This window comes from Paenibacillus sp. Y859 (assembly GCF_056786405.1).
Window position 1 is genome coordinate 25275 of record NZ_JBXCIZ010000012.1, and the last position, 20813, is coordinate 46087.

Annotated in this window: 20 protein-coding genes; 15 read left to right on the top strand and 5 right to left on the bottom strand. The window is 41.5% G+C overall.

Annotation, left to right across the window (positions count from 1 at the left end; translation table 11 throughout):
* The first annotated feature begins 86 nt into the window (after positions 1 to 86).
* From AC1TO8_RS19150 to AC1TO8_RS19170, 5 genes are all read left to right on the top strand, one after another.
* On the top strand, positions 87 to 974 hold the full coding sequence (locus AC1TO8_RS19150; protein WP_482057222.1) for a carbohydrate ABC transporter permease: 888 nt from the start codon (positions 87 to 89) through the stop codon (positions 972 to 974).
* Positions 967 to 1812, top strand: coding sequence for a carbohydrate ABC transporter permease (locus AC1TO8_RS19155; RefSeq protein ID WP_482057223.1), 846 nt, complete (start codon positions 967 to 969; stop codon positions 1810 to 1812). The genes AC1TO8_RS19150 and AC1TO8_RS19155 overlap by 8 nt, the downstream gene beginning before the upstream one ends.
* 130 nt (positions 1813 to 1942) lie before the next feature.
* A complete protein-coding gene (locus AC1TO8_RS19160) occupies positions 1943 to 3349 on the top strand; it encodes a glycoside hydrolase family 30 protein (RefSeq protein ID WP_482057224.1) in 1407 nt (468 codons plus the stop codon).
* Positions 3350 to 3370: 21 nt separating this feature from the next.
* Positions 3371 to 6142 (top strand): beta-galactosidase, encoded by a 2772-nt coding sequence (locus AC1TO8_RS19165; RefSeq protein ID WP_482057225.1) that lies wholly within the window; start codon positions 3371 to 3373, stop codon positions 6140 to 6142.
* A gap of 209 nt (positions 6143 to 6351) precedes the next feature.
* Positions 6352 to 7893, top strand: a complete 1542-nt coding sequence (locus AC1TO8_RS19170; protein WP_482057226.1) for a tetratricopeptide repeat protein — start codon at positions 6352 to 6354, stop codon at positions 7891 to 7893.
* Here AC1TO8_RS19170 and AC1TO8_RS19175 read toward each other — a convergent pair.
* A complete protein-coding gene (locus AC1TO8_RS19175; RefSeq protein WP_482057227.1) occupies positions 7888 to 8988 on the bottom strand; it encodes a metallophosphoesterase in 1101 nt (366 codons plus the stop codon). The genes AC1TO8_RS19170 and AC1TO8_RS19175 overlap by 6 nt on opposite strands.
* Before the next feature lie 188 nt (positions 8989 to 9176).
* Between AC1TO8_RS19175 and AC1TO8_RS19180 the strand changes: the two genes are divergently transcribed.
* From AC1TO8_RS19180 to arsC, 3 genes are all read left to right on the top strand, one after another.
* A complete protein-coding gene (locus AC1TO8_RS19180; protein WP_482057228.1) occupies positions 9177 to 9503 on the top strand; it encodes an ArsR/SmtB family transcription factor in 327 nt (108 codons plus the stop codon).
* A 15-nt stretch (positions 9504 to 9518) separates the two neighbouring features.
* Positions 9519 to 10814 carry an arsenic transporter gene (locus AC1TO8_RS19185; RefSeq protein WP_482057229.1) on the top strand — a complete coding sequence of 432 codons (1296 nt, stop codon included), beginning with the start codon at positions 9519 to 9521 and terminating at the stop codon, positions 10812 to 10814.
* Between the two features lie 76 nt (positions 10815 to 10890).
* On the top strand, positions 10891 to 11310 hold the full coding sequence (arsC, locus tag AC1TO8_RS19190; protein WP_482057230.1) for an arsenate reductase (thioredoxin): 420 nt from the start codon (positions 10891 to 10893) through the stop codon (positions 11308 to 11310).
* A 7-nt stretch (positions 11311 to 11317) separates the two neighbouring features.
* Here arsC and AC1TO8_RS19195 read toward each other — a convergent pair whose 3' ends face one another.
* Positions 11318 to 12535, bottom strand: a complete 1218-nt coding sequence (locus AC1TO8_RS19195) for a chromate transporter (protein WP_482057231.1) — start codon at positions 12533 to 12535, stop codon at positions 11318 to 11320.
* A gap of 457 nt (positions 12536 to 12992) precedes the next feature.
* Here AC1TO8_RS19195 and AC1TO8_RS19200 point away from each other — a divergent pair, with 457 nt between their 5' ends.
* The 4 genes from AC1TO8_RS19200 (at position 12993) to AC1TO8_RS19215 (ending at position 15175) form a co-directional block, all read left to right on the top strand.
* Positions 12993 to 13499, top strand: a complete 507-nt coding sequence (locus AC1TO8_RS19200) for a hypothetical protein (RefSeq protein ID WP_482057232.1) — start codon at positions 12993 to 12995, stop codon at positions 13497 to 13499.
* 154 nt (positions 13500 to 13653) lie between these two features.
* Complete coding sequence (locus tag AC1TO8_RS19205; RefSeq protein ID WP_482057233.1) at positions 13654 to 14208, top strand: SLOG family protein; 555 nt, start codon at positions 13654 to 13656, stop codon at positions 14206 to 14208.
* 84 nt (positions 14209 to 14292) lie between these two features.
* Entirely contained in the window at positions 14293 to 14580 is a 288-nt protein-coding gene (locus AC1TO8_RS19210) for a DUF6509 family protein (RefSeq protein ID WP_482057234.1), read from the top strand.
* Positions 14581 to 14647: 67 nt separating this feature from the next.
* Complete coding sequence (locus AC1TO8_RS19215; protein WP_482057235.1) at positions 14648 to 15175, top strand: hypothetical protein; 528 nt, start codon at positions 14648 to 14650, stop codon at positions 15173 to 15175.
* A gap of 211 nt (positions 15176 to 15386) precedes the next feature.
* Here the strand turns inward: AC1TO8_RS19215 and AC1TO8_RS19220 are convergent, their stop codons facing one another.
* From AC1TO8_RS19220 to AC1TO8_RS19230, 3 genes are all read right to left on the bottom strand, one after another.
* Complete coding sequence (locus AC1TO8_RS19220) at positions 15387 to 15800, bottom strand: hypothetical protein (RefSeq protein ID WP_482057236.1); 414 nt, start codon at positions 15798 to 15800, stop codon at positions 15387 to 15389.
* A 112-nt stretch (positions 15801 to 15912) separates the two neighbouring features.
* Positions 15913 to 16809, bottom strand: a complete 897-nt coding sequence (locus AC1TO8_RS19225) for an ABC transporter ATP-binding protein (RefSeq protein WP_482057237.1) — start codon at positions 16807 to 16809, stop codon at positions 15913 to 15915.
* Entirely contained in the window at positions 16809 to 17177 is a 369-nt protein-coding gene (locus tag AC1TO8_RS19230) for a GntR family transcriptional regulator (protein ID WP_482057238.1), read from the bottom strand. The genes AC1TO8_RS19225 and AC1TO8_RS19230 overlap by 1 nt, the downstream gene beginning before the upstream one ends.
* Positions 17178 to 17505: 328 nt before the next feature.
* Here AC1TO8_RS19230 and AC1TO8_RS19235 point away from each other — a divergent pair, with 328 nt between their 5' ends.
* From AC1TO8_RS19235 to AC1TO8_RS19245, 3 genes are all read left to right on the top strand, one after another.
* Positions 17506 to 18663 (top strand): cation:proton antiporter, encoded by a 1158-nt coding sequence (locus tag AC1TO8_RS19235; protein ID WP_482057239.1) that lies wholly within the window; start codon positions 17506 to 17508, stop codon positions 18661 to 18663.
* Positions 18664 to 18840: 177 nt separating this feature from the next.
* Positions 18841 to 19578, top strand: coding sequence for a glycerophosphodiester phosphodiesterase (locus AC1TO8_RS19240; RefSeq protein WP_482057240.1), 738 nt, complete (start codon positions 18841 to 18843; stop codon positions 19576 to 19578).
* 4 nt (positions 19579 to 19582) lie between these two features.
* Positions 19583 to 20791, top strand: a complete 1209-nt coding sequence (locus AC1TO8_RS19245) for an SLC45 family MFS transporter (protein ID WP_482057241.1) — start codon at positions 19583 to 19585, stop codon at positions 20789 to 20791.
* The last annotated feature ends 22 nt before the right edge of the window (positions 20792 to 20813 follow it).

The following is a 20813-nucleotide window of genomic DNA, read 5'->3' on the forward strand; positions in this document are numbered from 1 at the left end:
GGGATTAGCTGTCTAGAGCTGGTCCCTATCTTTGTACATATTTAGGATATTCTTATAAGTATTACAGAATACGTGGAGGTGTTTAGATGAAGAAAAGAGATGGGTTGTGGTTCTATGCATTCATTTCCCCTTGGTTGATTGGTTTTCTCAGTTTGACATTGGGACCAATTCTATTCTCCATATATATGAGTTTTACAGATTGGGATCTATTTCAATCGCCTAATTTTATAGGCTTAGGGAATTACAATAATCTATTGACCAATGACCCGATCTTCTGGAAGTCGATAGGTAATACATTTTTCTATGCACTGATCGCAGTTCCTTTAGGTATGTCAATCTCACTATGGATCGCGTACTTCCTTAATAAGAAGCTAAAAGGGATTACCTTTTTCAGAGTGTTGTACTATTTGCCATCTGTCGTTCCTGTTGTGGCTACTTCACTTCTATTCGTCCAATTGTTCGCACCGACACAAGGCATAATTAATCAAATGTTGGGTCTGGTCGGTATTGAGGGGCCGCATTGGTTGCTTGATAGCAATTGGGTTAAACCAGCCTTAATCCTTATGTCTTTATGGGGAGTTGGAGGAGGAGTCGTACTGTTGTTGGCTGGAATGAAGGGGATTCCACCAGAATTGTATGAGTCAGCCTCTATTGATGGAGCAACAAGCAGACAAAGTTTTTTTAGCATTACATTTCCGATGCTAACACCTGTTATCTTCTTTAATTTGGTTACGGGTATTATCGGTGCGCTTCAGACGTTCGCACAGGTCTTTATTATGACTTCCGGAGGGCCAGATAATGCCAGCCAAATGGTTGTTCCATATCTATTTCAGAACGCCTTCCGTTTCTATAAAATGGGTTATGCCTCTGCAATAGCATGGATATTATTCATTATCATCATGCTGATGACACTTGTTGTTTTTCGTTCGTCGTCATTATGGGTGCACTACGAGGAGGGGAAAGAGAATGGCTAGATTATCCCTACAAGAGAAGGTTGTATCCTATCTGATATTGTGCTTGGTGGGCATCTTGTTATTGGTACCTTTTGTCTACATGCTATCCATTGCGTTTGCGAGTGATGCTACGACTGTGAAGGCAGCTTTTACGTTCATTCCGCTTGAGCTAACTCTTGGAAACATATCTAAAGTATTTACTGATTATCATATGGGTACGTATTTGAAGAATAGCATTATTATTACGTTGTGGACGGTTGTTGGATCTGTTGTTTCAGCATCTATCGTATCCTACGGGTTTGCTCGTCTGAAGGCTAAAGGAAGTGGTATCTTATTTGTTATTTTGCTCAGTACGATGATGATTCCAGGTGAAGTGACTATGGTGCCACAATTTATCATATTCAGAGAACTAGGTTGGGTTAATACGTTCTTGCCGCTCATTGTACCTAGTTTCTTCGCGGGGGCGTTCAACGTGTTTCTAATCCGTCAGTTCGTGATGGCAATTCCCAAATCACTTGATGAAGCTGCGATGATTGACGGAATGGGGCATATCGGCATTTATTCTAAAATTATTGTACCGATGACATTTCCTATTCTATCTGCAATTGCTATTTTCTCCTTTTCCTATAACTGGGGTAACTTCATGGGACCGCTAATCTATATTAATGATCCTGAGAAGACACCGTTGGCGCTCGGAGTGCAACTGATAAGCACTGCAAGTGGCGGGCAAGTTCCACCGTGGAACATAGTAATGATTGCTTCGCTGTTCCTGACTATTCCAATGCTGTTGGTATACATGTTTGGCCAACGATTCATATATGAGGCGAACATTAGCGGTGGGAGTGCTGGTATAAAATAGACGTAGTTATGAAGGCTATAGCTATTGAACGTAGCTGTGTGGGAGATGAGATGAGATGGGAAGACGTCTTCGATGGGGAATGATATTTGGCGCAATAGTTATTATGACTGGAATATTAGGAGGGATTATAATGAATCGAACAGAGCAGACGAAGAATTTATTAGAGCCACTGCTGCTAGATACCTCAGCAATTCAAGTGCAACCTAACGATGGATATGATGGTTTTGAGGGTTGGGGCACTTCACTCGCATGGTGGGGACATATATTAGGGCAGTGGACAGACCAAGAGAAACTAAATGAGGTTATGGATCTAGTATTTGATCCTGATCAGGGTCTTGGGTTCAATATCGTTCGTTACAATATAGGGGGAGGGGAGAATCCGGATATTGAGAACAATACACTACGTCCTGGCGGCGATGTTCCCGGATTTCAACCTACTGAAGGACAATGGGATTGGGATGCTGATCAAGGTCAACGGACAGTTCTATTAGCTGCAATACAACGCGGAGTTACGATTGCTGAGGCGTTTTCAAATTCGCCACCGTACTGGATGACTAATAGTGGATCAGTCACTGGAGCAGTTGATGGCGGGAACAATCTAAAGGACGAGTATTATGACAGCTTCGCTGATTATTTAACGGAGGTTGTTAAGCAATATAAAGAACGGTGGGGAGTGACGTTTAGGACGTTGAACCCACTTAATGAGCCTGCCTCGAACTGGTGGAAGATGGGCAACATTCAAGAAGGTAGCCATTTCAGCGTCGATAAACAGATGGAGATCATCGGGAAGGTAGCTCAATCATTACAATCTAAAGGTCTTGGCGATACAACTATAAGCGGTCCAGACGAGAATAGTGTAGATGAAGTGCTTGAGATGTTGTATGGCTATGATGAAGCAACGATGAACCATATCGCTCAGATTAATACTCATACTTACAATGGAATGAAGCTTGATGAACTTCGTGAATTGGCGAAAGACGGTGGACATCGGCTGTGGATGTCTGAATATGGGACTGGCGGCAGTGAAGCTCATAACCATGAGGATATGACTAGCGTCATGGAGCTTGCTGAGCGTATTACTTTTGATTTACGTATGCTTCAACCAACAGCATGGATTTATTGGCAAGCCGTGGAAGATGAGAGTGCAAATAATAATTGGGGCTTTATCCACTCTGATTTCTTAGGTGAAGAAACCTATGAAATAACGAAACAATATTATGGAATGGCTAACTATAGTCGATTTATTCATCCAGGAAGTCGTATTATACGGAGTGATGATGGTCGTACGGTAGCAGCATATGATGGCGAGAGAGAAGAGCTAACTATAGTCGTACGGAATGAGCAGTCTGACAAGGAAATCGTTTACGATTTAACATCGTTTGAGTTCGGTAGCACAATAGCAGAGGTCTATCGAACATCATTGACTGAGAACTTAAATAAGTCAGAGTTACCAATCTTTAGCAACGCATTCAAGATGACGGTTGAACATCAATCAATAACAACAATAGTGATCTCCGATATTCGCATAAAGGAGTAAGACAAACAAGGAGTGTAGAGAATGCATAATATTGATAACTTCATTACTTCACATCACAGTGATACTACAGTAGGATATGACTCGAAGAGTTACAGAATCGATGGGCAGCAGGTCTTTCTGAATAGCGCAGCTATACATTACTTCCGTATGCCGAGGGAAGAATGGCGTGAGGTACTAGTTAAGGCGAAGTTGGCAGGCATGAACTGTGTCGATACGTATTTTGCGTGGAACGTCCATGAGCCTGAAGAGGGCAACTGGACATTCGAAGGAGACAATGATTGTGGAGCCTTTCTAGATTTATGCGCGGAGTTGGGACTGTGGGTTATCGCTCGTCCGGGGCCCTATATTTGTGCGGAATGGGATTTCGGCGGGTTCCCTTGGTGGTTGAATAACAAAAAGAATGTAGTATTTCGGAGCCATAACAAGCCGTATCTAGAATATGTGGATCGATATTTTGATGCTCTCATTCCCATAATTCGACAACGTCAAGTTAAGAATGGTGGGACAGTAATACTTGTACAAGTAGAGAATGAATATGGCTATTTAGCTGATGATGAAGCTGCTTCCGATTATATGTCGCATTTGAGAGACGGATTGATTAATCGCGGTATAGAGGTACCACTAATCACCTGCGTAGGCGGGGTGGAAGGGACGATTGAAGGTGCGAACTTCTGGTCGAATGCTGATCAGCATTATGAGAATTTATGCAATAAACAACCTGATACACCGAAAATGGTAACTGAATTCTGGACAGGCTGGTTCGAGCATTGGGGCGCCATGTCTGCAACACAGAAGACAGCAGCGCTATATGAGAAAAGAACGTTGGAAGTTCTCCGTGCTGGATATAGTGGAATCAGCCATTACATGTTCTTTGGCGGAACGAACTTTGGTAACTATGGGGGAAGAACGGTAGGGGCGAGTGATATCTTCATGGTGACATCCTACGATTACGATGCCCCCCTGAACGAATATGGGAGGGTTACAGGGAAATACATGGTTTCCAAAAAACTATCCTACTTTATTAAAGCAGTTGAGGGCCTGCTTCTGAATTCAAAGGTGGATGAAGACCTAAATTGTGCAATCAACGTAGGTAATGGTTTCACAGCACGTAATAGAGTACTGGGTAACCAGCGAATCTGGTTTGTTGAGAGTGGGAAAGAAGAGAGGGAGACTACATTCCTTACATTAGCTAGCGGAAATACAATACCGGTTACGGTTCAGCCGGGTTCCATTACACCCGTTCTTGAAAGAATGGAGGTTGTACCAAACGTTCTATTAACATGTAATACTTATCTTCTCTGCAATGAAGAGATAGACGGAATTCATACCTTGATTATAGCTGCTGGTAACGGTCAACGATCATGGGTGGAAATGGAGTCTGAGCAACCGATTCAACTCGTAGGTCATAAAACACAGCTGATGGAACTAAGTGCGGACGGAAAAAGAATAATATTTGATAGCTATCACTTCCAAGAGACCCAAGTCATCTCTTTAGCAATCGGTGGCAAGCCTATTCAACTTATCATTGTGAATGGAGACATGGCAGATCATACATGGCGTGTAGAAGATCACGCTGGTATTCGTTGGGCACTTGGTTATTCAGATATGGATATTTCAGCCGACGGATCCATTAAGGTTGCCTTGAACAAGGTTGGCAATGAGGTCATTCATTTGGGCCAATGGGCTACGGATGGGACAGTGGCGACAGGGGTCTCACCGTACGTACATCTCGTTACGCCAGAGTTACAATTGCTGAAATCATCAGCTGCCGTATTAACATCTCCATTGGGAGGTTTAAGTACAGCAACACCGATGGGATTCTCTGAGATAGAGCAACCGTTCGGCTATATTCTGTATACTTGCAATTTGGAACAGGGTGATGATGGAGAAAGAATGGTAGTCATTCCAGCGGTACAAGACACCTTCAGAGTCTATGTTAATGGAAAGGAACAGCAATTGATTCGTCAAGTGGGTGCAGCTTGCGTACGCTTAAAGCTTGAACCCAATCAGACGAATTGTTTACAGTTACTTGTGCAGAACATGGGTCGATTGAACTTTTCTCCTTTTCTAGGTGAAATGAAAGGAATCACAGGCCCCGTATTCCTTGATGGAAATGCTATTGATCTGCGTGAACAGTGGCAATGTGGGAACGCAAATATTCATTTGGGACAAGTATGCCAGTTAGAACAGGACACGACGATACAGCGAACATTTACACTTAAGGATCAAGACAGAGCCATTGTAGTGGGAGCAACGATCAATAAATTGAGAATTAACGGAAACTTGATCACATCTTCAGGTTATGCAGATGGGGATTCCTTCCAGACGCTGGATATATCTTCTTACATTCGTGAGGGTGTAAACGAGATCGAAATGGCTTATGTTAAATCACCGCTGGATCGTTTGGAGCTCATCACCTATCATTCAAGAAATGAATTGAATGGTTGGAATATGCAGGATGTAGATTCGCTGGAGCGTATCGAGGTTCCAAGTGAAGAAATCTTAGGGGTACCCGCTTGGCATACCTTACAATTTGCAAGACCTAAGTTGCAAGAAGATGTTCATGCTAAGCTAAAGCTTCGATTGACCGGGATGAGTAAGGGATTCATAAAGTTGAATGGGATCGCTTTAGGTCGCTACTGGCAGATCGGACCACAAGAGGATTATAAAATTCCACTGGCGTGGCTACAAGATATAAATGAGATTGAATTGTTTGATGAAGAGGGTGAAAAACCTTCAAGAGTACGATTGGTATATGATCTTCAGTCTAGTGAAAGATGGATATCAATCTGATTGAGATTCTAGAAAAGCCATATGCGGACAATCGGAATTCCGTAAGTTGACCAATGAAACAACTTCATCAAGATGAGAGAGTTGGGACCCGCTAATGTAGACACTTATAAAAAAGTGTCTACATTAGCGGGTTTTATTTGGAGGACATGTTAACCCATGATATCATTAGCTAGATTAGCAAATAATATGAGTGAAGTAGGTATAATTGGATGACAGAACCCGATGAACAGATTTACCGTTTCAGTGAGTCTCCGATTTGGGAGCTACAAAGAGACTATTACGAGGAGCAAGGGCTTAAGGCTTGGCAGAGTGGGGAAGTACCACTGTACATAACGAATAATCCAATGATTGCTAGAGCCTATGCGGACATCATATTTGGATTTCTGCAAGATCGATCTGGATTAGGTCAACCATCCGAGCCAGTTACAATACTTGAACTTGGAGCGGGTTCGGGGCGATTAGCGTTCCATGTACTTAAGGAACTATGTGAGCTAATAGACTTTGCGGGCATAACACTTCCGCCTTTTCGCTATTGTATGAGTGATTTTGCCATCAAAAATATCGCATACTGGCAGCAGCATTCAAGTTTGGCTCCCTTTGTAGATCAGGGAATTCTGGATTTCGCACATTTTGATGCTGTACATGATACAGAACTACACTTAACGGAGTCTAAGATCGTGATACGTCCAGGTGACTTGCAGCAACCGCTATTTGTAGTCGCGAATTATTTTTTTGACAGTATCCCACAAGAACTGCTCTATGTTGGTGAGAATAATATTTATGAGTGCAGGGTTTCTCTACGCTTCCCGGATGAAGCTGTAGACCTTAACCCATCGAATATGCTTGAGAAGGTCACTCCTGAGTATCATTACCATAGAGCGGCTGAATATGAACAAGAATTGTATCCGTACCATGATGTGATTAAGCTGTATACAGATAAACTAGAGGATTCGCATATCCTCTTTCCGACTATGGGGTTGACCTGCTTAGAACGACTTAGTCTCTTATCTAAAGAGGGTTTCCTATTGCTCACAGCGGATAAGGGTGACCATCGTTTAGAGAACTGGGAATTTGCCGAGCCACCTAGCATTATTCATCATGGAAGCTTCTCATTAACTGCGAATTATCATGCGATCCAAACCTTTTTTGAGCAAAAGGGAGCACAATCCTTCTTCACCAAGCATCACTATAAGAACTTAAATGTTGGCTGTATTCTGATGATTTCAGATCCAGAGAGCTATAGTCACACCCGTCTAGCTTATCGGAGATTCGTAGACCGTTTTGGACCAGATGATTTCTTTACTATGAAAGAATGGTTTGATGAGCATGTAGACCAAATGGAACTACGGCAAATTCTATCCTTTTGGCGATTGGGTGGTTATGATGCCCAAATGTTCATACAAAGCGCTAAACGCATCTCGGATCTGCTTCCCTTTAGTGCTGATGAAGAAATGGAAGATATTCAGATAGGGATGGACTTCATGTGGACAGGGTATTATCCCATGGAGGAGCAGCATGACTTAGCACTAATCTGTGGCATGCTGCTGTTTGAAATGGATTTGTACGAGGAAGCGTTGGTATGCTACGAACGATCATTGAATCTTGATGTGGCTGACAGCACGGCGCTGTATAATATGGCGATTTGCTACTCTGAATCGGATATGGAAGAATCTGCACGCCATTATGCTCAAAGAGCCTTAGCTATGGAACCAGAGCATGAAGGAGCTTTGTCGCTTTTGTCCGTATTATAAACCAAATGTAACGTTAATTTGCACGATTTCCGCGCGACTACCTATGCGAATGGGAGGACCCCAAAAGCCGAATCCAGAAGTTACGATAGAGTGAAGTTGTTCCTTCTGGAGATATCCCCAATCGTTCTCAAATAAGAGTTGCGTAATCAGGTGCGCCGGAGCGATCTGTCCGCGATGGGTATGGCCTGAGACGATAAGATCGATTCCGTGCTGCTGTGCGATATCTAAGTCTTTCGGTTGATGATCTAACAGGATCACTGGTTTCGATAGATCGACACTTTTCATAATGTCAGAAAGTTCGATTCTCGCTGCATCACTGTGGTCTTTTCTACCAATAAGTGTGAAACGGTCATCTATCGTTATCGATTCGTCATATAATACGTGAACATTGCTTTGTTCAAGGATATCAATGAGTTCAGCCATCGTACCTTTATATTTGTCATGATTGCCTAATGAGGCATATACCCCGTAAGGAGCATCTATTTTAGCTAGAATAGGTCCAATTCCTTGGTTTACATACTGCTCGACTTGATCGTCGAACACATCTCCTGGAAATAATACAATATCCGGATTTAACGCATTAATCTCCTCTACCAATCGAGTTGCATGATTCTTGCCAGAGAGAACACTGAAATGCATATCGGAAGCCATCACAATCTTCAAAGGTTCAGAGGACGGAGCACTTTTGGTAATGTTGATATCATAGGTACGGACAATAGGGCTGAATGCATTAAATGTCCCATATAATAGTAACGAGATCAGTATAATCAACGTGATGAACCCAGACCATTTCTGAATATAATGCCTAGGGAGCACAGTCAGTCGCAATAACCAAACAGTGAGATGCACTAGCGGCAGTAGTAGCAATAGCAAACTAAATAAAGCTAGCCAATAGGAACCAATGACACTGATATACACATTATTAATTACTCTCGCTAGAATAAATGAAGTAGATAGAAAAATAAGTGTGAAAATATACAGCACCTTGAATTTGAGTGAAAGTGTCGGCTTCATCCATTTCCAACCACTCCACCCAATGTGAAACACGAGAAAACCATATAACAAGATGAAGACTAACCCTATAAGAATGAACATAATAATCCCCTTTCACCCTCTATTATACCAAAGAGCGCTGTCGAAGGAGAGCGTGTGTTAAAAGCGTAGCGATAGATATGCAATTTCTCGTTCAGCAGATAATTCTTATTGCTTAATGTAGAAGAGTGGATTATTATATAATCAATCACTTATATAATCGAATGATTATGTACCATATGAAAGGAGGGATGGATATGCTTGTTGAGATTGCGGACGACATGAAGCTTTTAGGTGACAAAACGCGCCTAGTGATGCTGTCTTTATTGAAAGAACGGGAATGGTGTGTTTGTGAATTTGTTGAAATATTTGATATTTCACAACCTGGCATTAGCCAGCATTTAAGAAAGTTGAAAGACCAAGGTCTAGTTGAGGAAGATAAACGGGGACAGTGGGTGTATTATTCATTAAGTGTGAATGACAAGCCTTATATTCAAGCGGTTCTCGACCATATGCCTGATTCAAGAACGATATTAGCTCTTTTAAATAAAGAATTGATCATAACAGATTGTAAATAGGTGGAGGTTAGAGGAGTGGCATCTGTATTTATAGCCAGTATTATTTTTATAGTAACATTAGTATTTGTAATTTGGCAGCCTAGAAACGTATCTATTGGATGGTCCGCTTGCGGCGGGGCGATACTGGCATTGCTTGTTGGGGTAGTAAGCTTTAGCGATGTAGTGGACGTAACATTAATCGTGTGGAACGCTACGTTGGCCTTTGTTGCTATCATCTTAATTTCTTTAATATTAGACCGAATTGGATTATTCGAATGGGCTGCCTTACATATGGCCAGGGCTGCACGTGGGAATGGAGTTCGCATGTTCGTCTATGTGACGATCCTTGGGGCGATCGTGGCTGCATTCTTCGCTAATGACGGTGCAGCATTAATTCTGACCCCAATTGTACTTGCGATGGTGCGAGCGCTGAAATTCGATGAAAAGAAAGTGTTTCCGTTTATTATTGCCAGCGGTTTTATTGCAGATACGACCTCATTGCCACTCGTTGTTAGTAACTTGGTCAATATTGTTTCTGCTGATTTCTTCGGGATCACCTTTATGGAATATGCAGGAGTCATGATTGTGCCAACGCTATTCTCTTTGGTTGCCAGCATCTTAGTTCTATATTTCTTCTTCCGTCGAAGTATTCCAAAGCATTTCGATGCTACACAGCTTAAGAATCCCGTGGACGCCATTAAAGACATAAGGATGTTTCGCTTGTCTTGGTTAGTTCTAGCTGTACTTCTTATCGGGTACTTTGTCAGCGGATTTGTGAATATACCAGTTTCCTTTGTAGCAGGGATCATAGCGATCTTCTTCTTACTGATGGCAAGAAGAAGCCCTTATGTACAGACAAAGGAAGTGATTAAAAGTGCTCCATGGGCGATTGTCTTCTTCTCCATCGGGATGTATGTCGTCGTATATGGGCTGCGAAATGCAGGACTGACCGATTTGTTGGCAGATGTCATACAGATCGTTGCGGACCAAGGGTTATTCGCAGCGACGATGGGGATGGGCTTCATTGCAGCATTTATTTCGTCGGTCATGAATAATATGCCTACGGTGATGATTGATGCTCTTGCGATTGATGCAACGAACACAAGTGGCGTGATTAGGGAAGCCCTGATCTATGCGAATGTCATTGGTTCCGATTTAGGACCGAAGATTACCCCAATAGGTTCATTGGCAACCCTGTTATGGCTTCATGTGTTGGCCACAAAGAACGTGAAGATATCCTGGGGCACGTATTTCAAAACCGGGATTATATTGACAATTCCAACACTATTTATTACTCTTTTGGGTCTGTATCTGTGGTTACTTGTAGTTTAATTTAAATGAGGGACTGTCAAGCCAAGTTTGGTTGCATTTGGCTTAACAATCCGTTATCAATAAAGGGGACATTATAATGGAAAAGAAAACACTTTACTTCTTATGCACCGGCAACTCTTGCCGAAGTCAGATGGCGGAAGGGTGGGCGAAGAAATATTTAAGCGATAACTGGAATATTTACAGCGCTGGTATTGAAGCACATGGTCTAAATCCAAAAGCTGTCCAAGCGATGAACGAAGTAGGCATTGATATCACTGAGCAAACTTCGGATATTATCGATCCATATCTGCTCAATCATGCTGATTTGGTCGTAACCTTGTGCGGTGATGCCGCAGACAAATGCCCGATGACACCTCCGAAGGTGAAACGTGAACATTGGGGATTTGATGATCCAGCAAAAGCACAAGGTACGGATGAAGATAAATGGGTCGTATTCCAACAAGTGCGAGATCAGGTTGGAGAAAGAATTAAACAGTTTTCTGAGACGGGTGTATAGGAACGTGTCAATGACTGAATAAAAGTTGAATGATAACTCCACCTAAAGCTCCTGAAATTACAACGAGCCAAGGTGGAGTTTTCCAATATACAAGCATCATAAAAAGAATGGCTGCAAGTGCGAAATCGATGGGTGCAAGTATCGTGCTTGTCCAGATGGGATTATAAAAGGCAGCAACCAAAATTCCGACCACAGCAGCGTTGACGCCCATGAGTGCACTTTGAACTTTCGGTATTTTACGGATTGAATCCCAGAAAGGTAAAGTACCTACGACGAGTAGAAATGAGGGAAGAAATATTCCGATCGTAGCGATTATAGCTCCTTGCCATCCATTCATCCTTGTCCCCAAGTAGGATGCGAAGGTAAATAAAGGTCCCGGAACAGCTTGAGTGGCTCCATAACCCGTAAGGAAATCTTCTTGTGATAACCAACCAATGGGAACTAGTTCTCTCTCGAGAAGTGGTAGAACAACATGCCCTCCTCCAAAGACGAGCGAGCCAGATCTGTAAAAGCTATCAAACATAGCAACCCAATGGGATGATGTTAACCCTCTAAGTATAGGTAGAAATAGCAATAATCCCAAAAATAATAGTAGACAAACTACAGCAACATATCGCTTTATAGGTACCGTAATGTCAGGCAATTGAGGAATGACTTTATTTCTGAACAGTAAGAAGCCCAGAATACCGGCAAGAATGATAATGGTCACTTGACTTAGAGAAGTTTGCCATAACAAAGCGACACATGCAGATAGTACAGCAATAGTTGCCCTAGTCACATCAGGTGCGAGTTTTTGTCCCATACTGAGTATGGCTTGCAGCACAATAGCTACTGCTACTATTTTCAGTCCGTGAATCCATCCGGCATTTCCAAGATCAACTCCCTGCAGTAGAAGAGCAAAAAGAATGAGTGCGATAACAGAGGGGAGAGTAAAACCAATCCAAGCAACAATTCCTCCCAATAGTCCAGCGCGCATCACACCAATTCCTATTCCGACTTGACTACTCGCAGGACCAGGCAAGAACTGACATAGGGCAACTAAATCGGCATAACTTCTTTCATCCATCCATTTCCTTCGCGTAATATATTCGTTATGAAAATAACCAAGATGAGCAACTGGTCCCCCAAATGAGGTTAAGCCAAGTTTAGTGGAAACCAACGCAATTTCTATCAAACATTTCAGCTTGTTAGGTTGTGCTAGGTCATGAGTTGAAGCATCTTTCATATGATCAAACACCTGCCGTCTCATAAAAAAATGTATTAAAAAGAACAATCTCCATTAGCCTAACATAATGGAGATCGCTCAAGATACATGATTTATGTTAAATCAGAAGTGACTATTGGTTAAATGAAATCAAGGATTAAGTTATTGACCATGAACGGAAAGAATAATAAAAGCACTATAAAACATAGCATAGAAGAATCCAACAGAGACGAAGATAAGGAATATTTGGCTTTCACGTTTACTTTTTGGGGTGATCATATAAAGTCATCTCCTTTTTATTGAAATGATATTTGTGAACATTGTGTGACTTTATCTAATTATTGAACATTCTGTGACGGAAAACCAATATGTATTTTAGATCAATTGAAAGCGATACCATCATAATTTAGGAAATGGATTTTTCGATTTGTATTTTCCAGGTCTATTACTTCGAACACGTTTTTCACATTTACCTTTAATGAAGGCAAAGGGAAAAGTAACAACAGTTCCCGTTCGCTTCGTAAAATCAGGGAAGTTGAGTGCTTGTGTAGATGTTGCACTATCCATTCCTACAAGAAATAGCTTGTTAAGTCCGTGTTATGCAACGGTTGGTGTCCTTCTGGGATACGTTAACACATATCGCGTTGGTGAACGTTTTAAGAAAGTTGGTGAAACAACAGGGTTGGTTAGGGGGATTGTAGATTCGGTGAACACGGATGTACAAGTCGATTACGGGGAGGAGCTAGGGATTCTCAACTATGTCAATCAGACGGTCATCAGAGGAAGTAATCCAGTCTCCCTGCCAGGGGACTCGGAGGCTGTCTGGTTGAGAGAGGCAGATCATTATGCTGCAGCAGTGAACTTTGCAGGTACCTCTAATGGTAGTATCTCAATTGCTTTTCCTGTGAATTGGGCTATGCGGATATTCGGTACCGGCGTTGCTCACGACGCGGGAGCTTGCAACGTTGAGAATTGTACAGGTTAGAAATAAGAAGTGAATTTAGACAGACCTAGCTGATTAGGCTAGGTCTTTTAAGTACGCTTACGACATATCTTCTAAGTCAGTTGGACAGATGGAGTTAGGGGACCTATACTAATAAGATTGCAATAGGAGGAAATCTAAAGGGAGTTAGCTAGCAATGAAGAATCTGCTCGTAACAGGTTATCGTGCACATGAACTGAATATTTTTGATCAGAAACATAAAGGTATTCCTTATATACAAAAAGCTATCACAAGAAAATTGGTTCCTCTTATTGAAGATGGTTTGGAATGGATTATTACACCGGGTCAATACGGAGTGGATTTATGGACATGTGAGGTAGTTATTTCTCTAAAGGAACAATATCCACACCTGAAATGTTCTATTATTACGGCATTTTTGAATCAAGAAGAGAAATGGAAGGAAGAGAAGAAAGAGTACTATAATCAAATCCTTAAAAGTGTGGATTATTATGGTGCGGTGAGTAAGCAACCTTACAGTGGGATTTGGCAATTCACGGCGAGGGATGACTTATTGTTAAGGAAAACAGATGGAATATTATTGGTGTATGATGAAGAAGCGGGAGAAGGTAGCCCGAAGTTTTTTAAAGACAAAGCATTGAAGAAACAACAACTGGACGGATACGTATATATCAACGTTAACTCGGAAGATATCCAAAGTATAGCAGATGAATATGATGAATTTATTATTTAAGTCTGAAGGTATGTGAATTTGCGGTATAATAGATATAGGACTTGAAAACTTGTTCTCCCCTTGGGGATTTGAAAGGATGAAGATATGTTAACGATAACGAAACATACTGTGAAATTGATTAAGGACCCGTTCAATATTTTGATCGGGCAACGCTACGAATTTATGCTTGAGCTTGATGTACCAGAGGATGATGAACTGTATTTCGAAGACGGATTGAATGTAAGAGTGATTTATACGGTGGATGAAGACCGGAGTAGTATCGTGAAATATGAGCTTCTTGAAAGAACTTCGGAGCGTTATGTTGAGTTCGATTTGGAAGACGATGAGATTGAAGCTGTAGGTGTGTATTGTAAAGAACATCTCCCAGCTTAAAGAATGACGTTATGAACGATGATTGCGTGGGCATACTACTCACAGACCTTGTAGGAGGAGGATATGCATGAATCGGAATATTCAATCTGTACCATATGGTTATGAACCCCCAGAGGAGAAACGAAAGGGTACATTAATTTATTATGATACTTTTGAGAACACGACAGATGGAGAATTAGATCTTGCAGTGGAAAGTATGGAGCATCATTCATTTGATAAGCTTGTACTATATCCTTTACACGAGGAAACGTTTAGGCGAATGATAAACATCCCGGTTAGTGCCTATCATAAACGTGAGAAGAGATTGTTCCAATGGAGAGATGATCAAGGCCATTCCAAAGTAGTGGTTGAAACATGGGAAGGTAAGCGGAAGAAATACACACCGATGGACTCCGCCCTTCGGTTATTTGCGGAGAAATATAAGGCTCCCTATTTTCTGTACATAACACCAGCTACGGCTAATTTGTTCGCTTCATTTTCATCTTTTGAAGAATGGATCGTCAAGATTCGACTCTTATTAAGTTCGGAGCCCGGAGATTTGCATCCCAAGCTTGAGGAATATCAACATCGCTGGACTGTGAATAACTTTTTATAAATGGATAAAAGGGTTGAAAGAGGCTACTTGTCCACATGATTGTTAGTAACTATACACAAAATGTTGATAAGACAGGTTGAAATGTGAGTAAATAAACGGGATTGTTTATAAAATGCCAAGATCTGTGCATAACTTTATTGAAATGCTTCTTTTGTTATTGCTGTTCGAAAAGTCGCCCATTTTTATTGTGGACGACTTTTTCCTTTGATTATTATACAGTCGATTTGCGCAACAACCAATACGATAGGATGATAGAACAGATTGTGAAGGGGATCATCCAGAGAGCTATATCAAAGGCAGAGCGATGGATCAGCCAATTTGTGATCTGGTCCCACCAAATGTAGAGGATATATCCGCTTAAGCTGAACAATAACAACATCAATATGGCCAGAATGAGCAAGCCCATACCTCCAAAACGTCGATGCACACTGGATATAAGTAATCCATTGAAATACATATTCATTAACATAATGAAATAAATACAAAACTGTTCAAATATCGTACCGTCATTTAAGTAGGGCATATCGAAGAAATGTAGACTACCGCCCCAATGATCGGTTAGTCTTTCAAGTTGTGAAGATATACATAACAGCAATGCCATAGTTGCACTTACGATAGTAGACATCGCTGTTGTACCTAAGAAGAAATCCTTTCTAGTAATACTTAAGCCAAGCGCGAAGGGGAAGGTTTGAGTCAAGTATCTCTGGAATGCATTCTTAATACACTCATAGTTCGACTCATGGGAATATCACCGCCTTATCTTCTATTCTACTATTCGTCAAATGAATAATCAGTTGCTGTAAAGAAAGGGTACTGAGTTCCAAACCAAGGGTAGCGGCTTGCTGCCGATCTTCAGCACTCAATTTTGCCATGATAGTAGCTGATATCAACCCACCTAATGGCTTACGATCCATTACGTTTCGTCCAGCCATAAATTTCTCTACAGATGTTGTTGGACCAACAATGGTAAATGCCAGTCCACGAAGCTCATCCGCATCTTCATCAATAATGATCCTTCCATTATCAATAACCATCACATGTTCTAACATCTGGCTTACTTCATCAATCAAATGAGTAGACAAGATAACGGTTCTAGGATACCTACTGTAATCCTCCAAGAGTTGTTCATAAAACAAGTTTCTAGAAACGGCATCTAGACCTAAATAGGGTTCGTCAAATATGGTGAGAGGTGCTCGACTGGCTAGACCGATAACGATTCCTACGGATGAGAGCATTCCTCTAGATAATTTCTTCATTTTCCGTTTCAGAGGAAGGCGAAATAGTTCAATCAAAGAGTATGCATATTCACGATCCCAATTGGGGAAGAAGAACGAAGAGGTCTCGAGTACGTCAATAATACGGTAACTGTCTGGATACTTCTGGCCTTCCTTGATGAAGCAACATTGGCTGAGTACTTGGTTATTCTCGTAAGGACTCTCTCCGAAGACTTGTATATCCCCACTCGAAGCAAATTGTTGTGCTGTGATTAAATGCATAATCGTCGTTTTGCCAGCCCCGTTTCGCCCGAGAAGTCCATATATTTTGTTCGATTCTATGGAGAAACTGACATCTTGGATCGCATGTACTTTTCCATATGATTTCGTAAGACCTTTGACTTTGACTACGGTACTCATTATGATTTATCCCCTCTCCGAATCATGTCTGTCAATTGTTCTGCTGTAATTCCTAATTTATCGGCCTCGCGAATCATGGTCACAACATATTGTTCGAAAAACTGCTCTTTACGTTTCTCCATCAATTTCACCCGCGATCCAGAAGTTACGAACATACCAATTCCCCGTTTCTTATACAGAATTTCTTGGTCTACCAACAGATTTACACCTTTTGCAGCAGTTGCAGGATTAATAAGATAGAAAGACGCAAATTGATTGGTCGAGGGGACCTGTGATTCTTCAGGCAATTCCCCTTGAATAATGTCATTTTCAATTCGTTCGGCAATCTGCATGTAAATCGGTCGGCCATCATCTATTAAGAACCCCATTGCATCACAACCTCCATATTGTTCACTCCTAAACACAGGTTAGTTACTTATGTAATTAACCATACAACCGAATAACGGTGTTGTCAATATGAAGGGGTAATAAAATAAAATTAAGTTTACAAACCTTCAAGGTATCTTTATAATTACGAAATACGGTTTATTATATTGTTGTACGGATTCATGGAGGAGCCTGTCACCAAGGGCTCCTTCTGTTCATTTTGAGGAGCCAAGCTAAATGGGCTCCTCTTTTTCATGATGAAGGCAATTCTTATAAGAACCGATCTTGGAGGGTAGATTAGATAGAGATATTAGGAAGGGGAGATGAACTATGGAATTTATTTTATATCTTGCACTCATTTTGTTGTTCACGAAAGTAGCAGGACATATTTCGGTCCGTCTAGGACAGCCAGCGGTACTGGGTAAATTGATTGTCGGAATTATTCTTGGTCCAGCGGTATTAGGTTGGATTCCGAATGATAGTAGCTTTATTCATGAGGTATCGGAAATTGGTGTGCTGTTGCTGATGTTTATAGCTGGTCTGGAGACAGACTTGGATCAATTGAAGAGAAACTGGAAATCAGCCATTGCAGTCGCTATTGGAGGGGTGATCTTACCTTTCATGGGAGGGTTTGCTGTTGGAGAATTCTTTAATTTCACGAATAGTGAGGCTCTTTTTATGGGAGTTATTATGAGCGCAACTTCAGTTAGTATTTCAGCTCAAGTATTAAAGGATTTAAATAAATTAGATTCACGGGAAGGCACGACTATCCTAGGCGCTGCTGTTGCAGATGATGTACTCGTTGTTATACTGCTCGCTGTATTGATGAGTTTGATGGGGACAGGAGAAAGTGTGAATTTGGGATTGATGATGGGTAAACAAGCGTTATTCTTTATCGTTATTTTTGTTGCAGGATGGTTGTTGGTACCTAAGATGATGGGGCTACTCTCCAAACTTAAAGTAACAGAAGCAACGGTGACCACAGCTTTAATTATTTGTTTTGGGTTTGCGTACTTTGCCGATGTGATGGGAATGGCTGGTATTATAGGTTCGTTTGCTGCAGGGATAGCGATATCACAAACATCGTTTAAACATGCTGTGGAGCAAAAAATTGAACCTATTGCCTATTCCATCTTCGTTCCAGTCTTCTTTGTGAGTATTGGTCTGAGTGTGTCCTTTGAGGGCGTAGGACAACAAATGGGATTCCTCGTTCTGCTCTTACTCGTTGCTATTGCCGGCAAATGGTTGGGTGGAGGACTTGGGGCACGACTCACAGGATTCAATACCCACTCATCGATTGCCATCGGTGCAGGAATGATCTCTAGAGGAGAAGTGGCATTAATTATCGCAGCTACAGGTCTACAGACCGGGCTACTACATCCAGAGTATTTCACATCGGTGATTATTGTGGTCATCGTAACGACATTAGTGACCCCGCCACTCTTAAAATACTATTTCCGCGAGCCATCCACTGTCAAAGAAAAGTAATTTAACAGCTACCCTCAGTCAAATATAATTACTCTTACAAGAAGGACGCCGACAGGCGTCCTTCTTGGCGTTTAAAGTCTACTACTCCTATTTTAATTTTTTACATTTAGATGATGTATCTCACAACAATAAAAACTATAATAAAATAAGTGAGACTCACTAGAGGGGGAAATAGCGATGAAGAAGATCATTAACTTTGCACATCGAGGCGCATCTGCCGTATGTCCTGAGAATACGATGTCAGCATTTATCAAAAGTTTAGAATTAGGTGCTACAGGAATTGAAACAGATGTTCAGATGACGAAGGACGGGCAGCTCGTCTTAATCCATGATGAGGCTATTAATCGTACTACGAATGGAGAAGGCTTTGTAAAAGATATGACCATGGAAGAAATCTCTCAGCAAGATGCCGGTTCATGGTTCAGTGAGGAATTTAAAGGGGAGAAAATCCCGAAGTTGGAACAATTATTGGATCTTCTTCATGAACGAGATACGATACTAAATATTGAATTGAAGAATGGCATTTTTATGTATACAGGAATGGAAGAGAAGGTCGTTAACCTTGTAAGGCAATTTGGAATGGCTGAGCGAGTTGTGCTATCTAGCTTTAACCATTATTCCTTAGCTTACTGTAAATCGATTGCACCGGAGATTCGCACAGGGATCTTGTATATGGAAGGGTTGTATCGTCCATGGGACTATGCTACGACCATTGCGGCTGATGCGCTTCATGCGACTCACTTTGCTGTACTTCCAGAGTTTGTAGCGGAAGCCACCAAACATGGCAAGGATTATCATCCTTTTACAGTGAATGAGCCAGATCGAATGAAGGCGCTGATTGACATGGGTGTTTCAGGTATCATAACAGATTACCCTGATCGACTAGCTATATTATTAGGGAATAGAGGAGTGTGATTGTGTGAAAAAAACATGGTTGCTAGGATTTGGCTTCTTCAGTATTAGTATTACATGGGCATTATATAATGCATTTGTTCCCTTGTTTTTGGAGCATTACGTACAAAGTATAGCGGTTGTGGGCTTTTTGATGACGATCGACAATTACTTTGCACTCTTCCTACAGCCATGGATAGGGAATCGAAGTGATCGCACTAGAACGCGATATGGTCGAAGAATTCCTTTTTTACTCATTGGGATGCCTTTTGCAGCGATCTTTACGGCCATTATTCCATTCCACACGGGGCTATTTACCCTTCTATTATTCATGATCTTGATGAATCTATCTATGAGCTTGTATCGATCTCCAACAGTCGCATTAATGCCGGACATTACACCAGAGAACGGACGTACGAAGGCTAATGGAATTATTAACTTCATGGGTGGTATAGGTTCGATTATTGCATTTGGTGTAGGTTCCTTGTTGTATGATGTCCATCGGTCAGCACCATTCATTGCGGCGGCGGCATTAACTCTAATCTGTCTTCTGATTGTCTCTCGCTCCATTAAGGAAGAGCGCGATGGCATCAACTTGCCTGAAGAGATCTCAGCGGCTAATAAGAAGCCTCGTATTTCATTGAAGAGTCAGCTCGATCGCACGACGGTATTCTTGCTAACAGCTATATTTTTCTGGTTCGTTGCTTACCAAGGTGTTGAAACGCTATTTACGTTATATGGTAAGAATCATCTGGGACTTACGGAGGGAGAGGCTGTATTCTCGCTCGCCTTCTTCTCTGTAGCATTTGTCCTCTTTGCCATTCCAAGTGGGTTCTTAGGCAAAATATTTGGAAAGAAGAAGATGATCGTTATAGGGATATGCGGCTTGTTCGTAGTATTCGGACTCGTAACCTTCGTTGAGGATTTGCTTATGCTTCGCATTGTATTACTCATTGGAGGTATGTTCTGGGCATGTATAAATATTAATTCTTATCCATTTATTATTTCAACGGGTAAGGAAGAGAGTATTGGCACAAGAACAGGACTGTATTATCTAGTGTCATCATTGGCTGCGATATCATCTCCACCACTGTTGGGCCAGATGATCGATAGCTTTGGGTATTCTATATTATTTTATTGTGCATCGGCAAGTATGCTTGTAGCGTTGCTGTTCATGCTGATGGTGAAACAAGGTCATGAGCCTTTGGATAGGGTAGATCAAGGGATATCGGGCTAGTTGGGCTTTGTATTGCCCTATT

Bases quoted from the DNA above. Each gene is read 5' to 3' on its own strand.
- AC1TO8_RS19230 (WP_482057238.1), bottom strand. From the start codon at position 17,177: ATGGGGTTCTTAATAGATGATGGCCGACCGATTTACATGCAGATTGCC.
- AC1TO8_RS19150 (WP_482057222.1), top strand. From the start codon at position 87: ATGAAGAAAAGAGATGGGTTGTGGTTCTATGCATTCATTTCCCCTTGG.
- AC1TO8_RS19165 (WP_482057225.1), top strand. From the start codon at position 3,371: ATGCATAATATTGATAACTTCATTACTTCACATCACAGTGATACTACA.
- AC1TO8_RS19160 (WP_482057224.1), top strand. From the start codon at position 1,943: ATGAATCGAACAGAGCAGACGAAGAATTTATTAGAGCCACTGCTGCTA.
- AC1TO8_RS19205 (WP_482057233.1), top strand. From the start codon at position 13,654: ATGAAGAATCTGCTCGTAACAGGTTATCGTGCACATGAACTGAATATT.
- AC1TO8_RS19180 (WP_482057228.1), top strand. From the start codon at position 9,177: ATGGATATGCTTGTTGAGATTGCGGACGACATGAAGCTTTTAGGTGAC.
- AC1TO8_RS19175 (WP_482057227.1), bottom strand. From the start codon at position 8,988: ATGTTCATTCTTATAGGGTTAGTCTTCATCTTGTTATATGGTTTTCTC.
- AC1TO8_RS19200 (WP_482057232.1), top strand. From the start codon at position 12,993: ATGAAGGCAAAGGGAAAAGTAACAACAGTTCCCGTTCGCTTCGTAAAA.
- AC1TO8_RS19210 (WP_482057234.1), top strand. From the start codon at position 14,293: ATGTTAACGATAACGAAACATACTGTGAAATTGATTAAGGACCCGTTC.
- AC1TO8_RS19240 (WP_482057240.1), top strand. From the start codon at position 18,841: ATGAAGAAGATCATTAACTTTGCACATCGAGGCGCATCTGCCGTATGT.
- AC1TO8_RS19195 (WP_482057231.1), bottom strand. From the start codon at position 12,535: ATGAAAGATGCTTCAACTCATGACCTAGCACAACCTAACAAGCTGAAA.
- arsC (WP_482057230.1), top strand. From the start codon at position 10,891: ATGGAAAAGAAAACACTTTACTTCTTATGCACCGGCAACTCTTGCCGA.
- AC1TO8_RS19170 (WP_482057226.1), top strand. From the start codon at position 6,352: ATGACAGAACCCGATGAACAGATTTACCGTTTCAGTGAGTCTCCGATT.
- AC1TO8_RS19215 (WP_482057235.1), top strand. From the start codon at position 14,648: ATGAATCGGAATATTCAATCTGTACCATATGGTTATGAACCCCCAGAG.
- AC1TO8_RS19235 (WP_482057239.1), top strand. From the start codon at position 17,506: ATGGAATTTATTTTATATCTTGCACTCATTTTGTTGTTCACGAAAGTA.
- AC1TO8_RS19225 (WP_482057237.1), bottom strand. From the start codon at position 16,809: ATGAGTACCGTAGTCAAAGTCAAAGGTCTTACGAAATCATATGGAAAA.
- AC1TO8_RS19155 (WP_482057223.1), top strand. From the start codon at position 967: ATGGCTAGATTATCCCTACAAGAGAAGGTTGTATCCTATCTGATATTG.
- AC1TO8_RS19220 (WP_482057236.1), bottom strand. From the start codon at position 15,800: ATGTCTACTATCGTAAGTGCAACTATGGCATTGCTGTTATGTATATCT.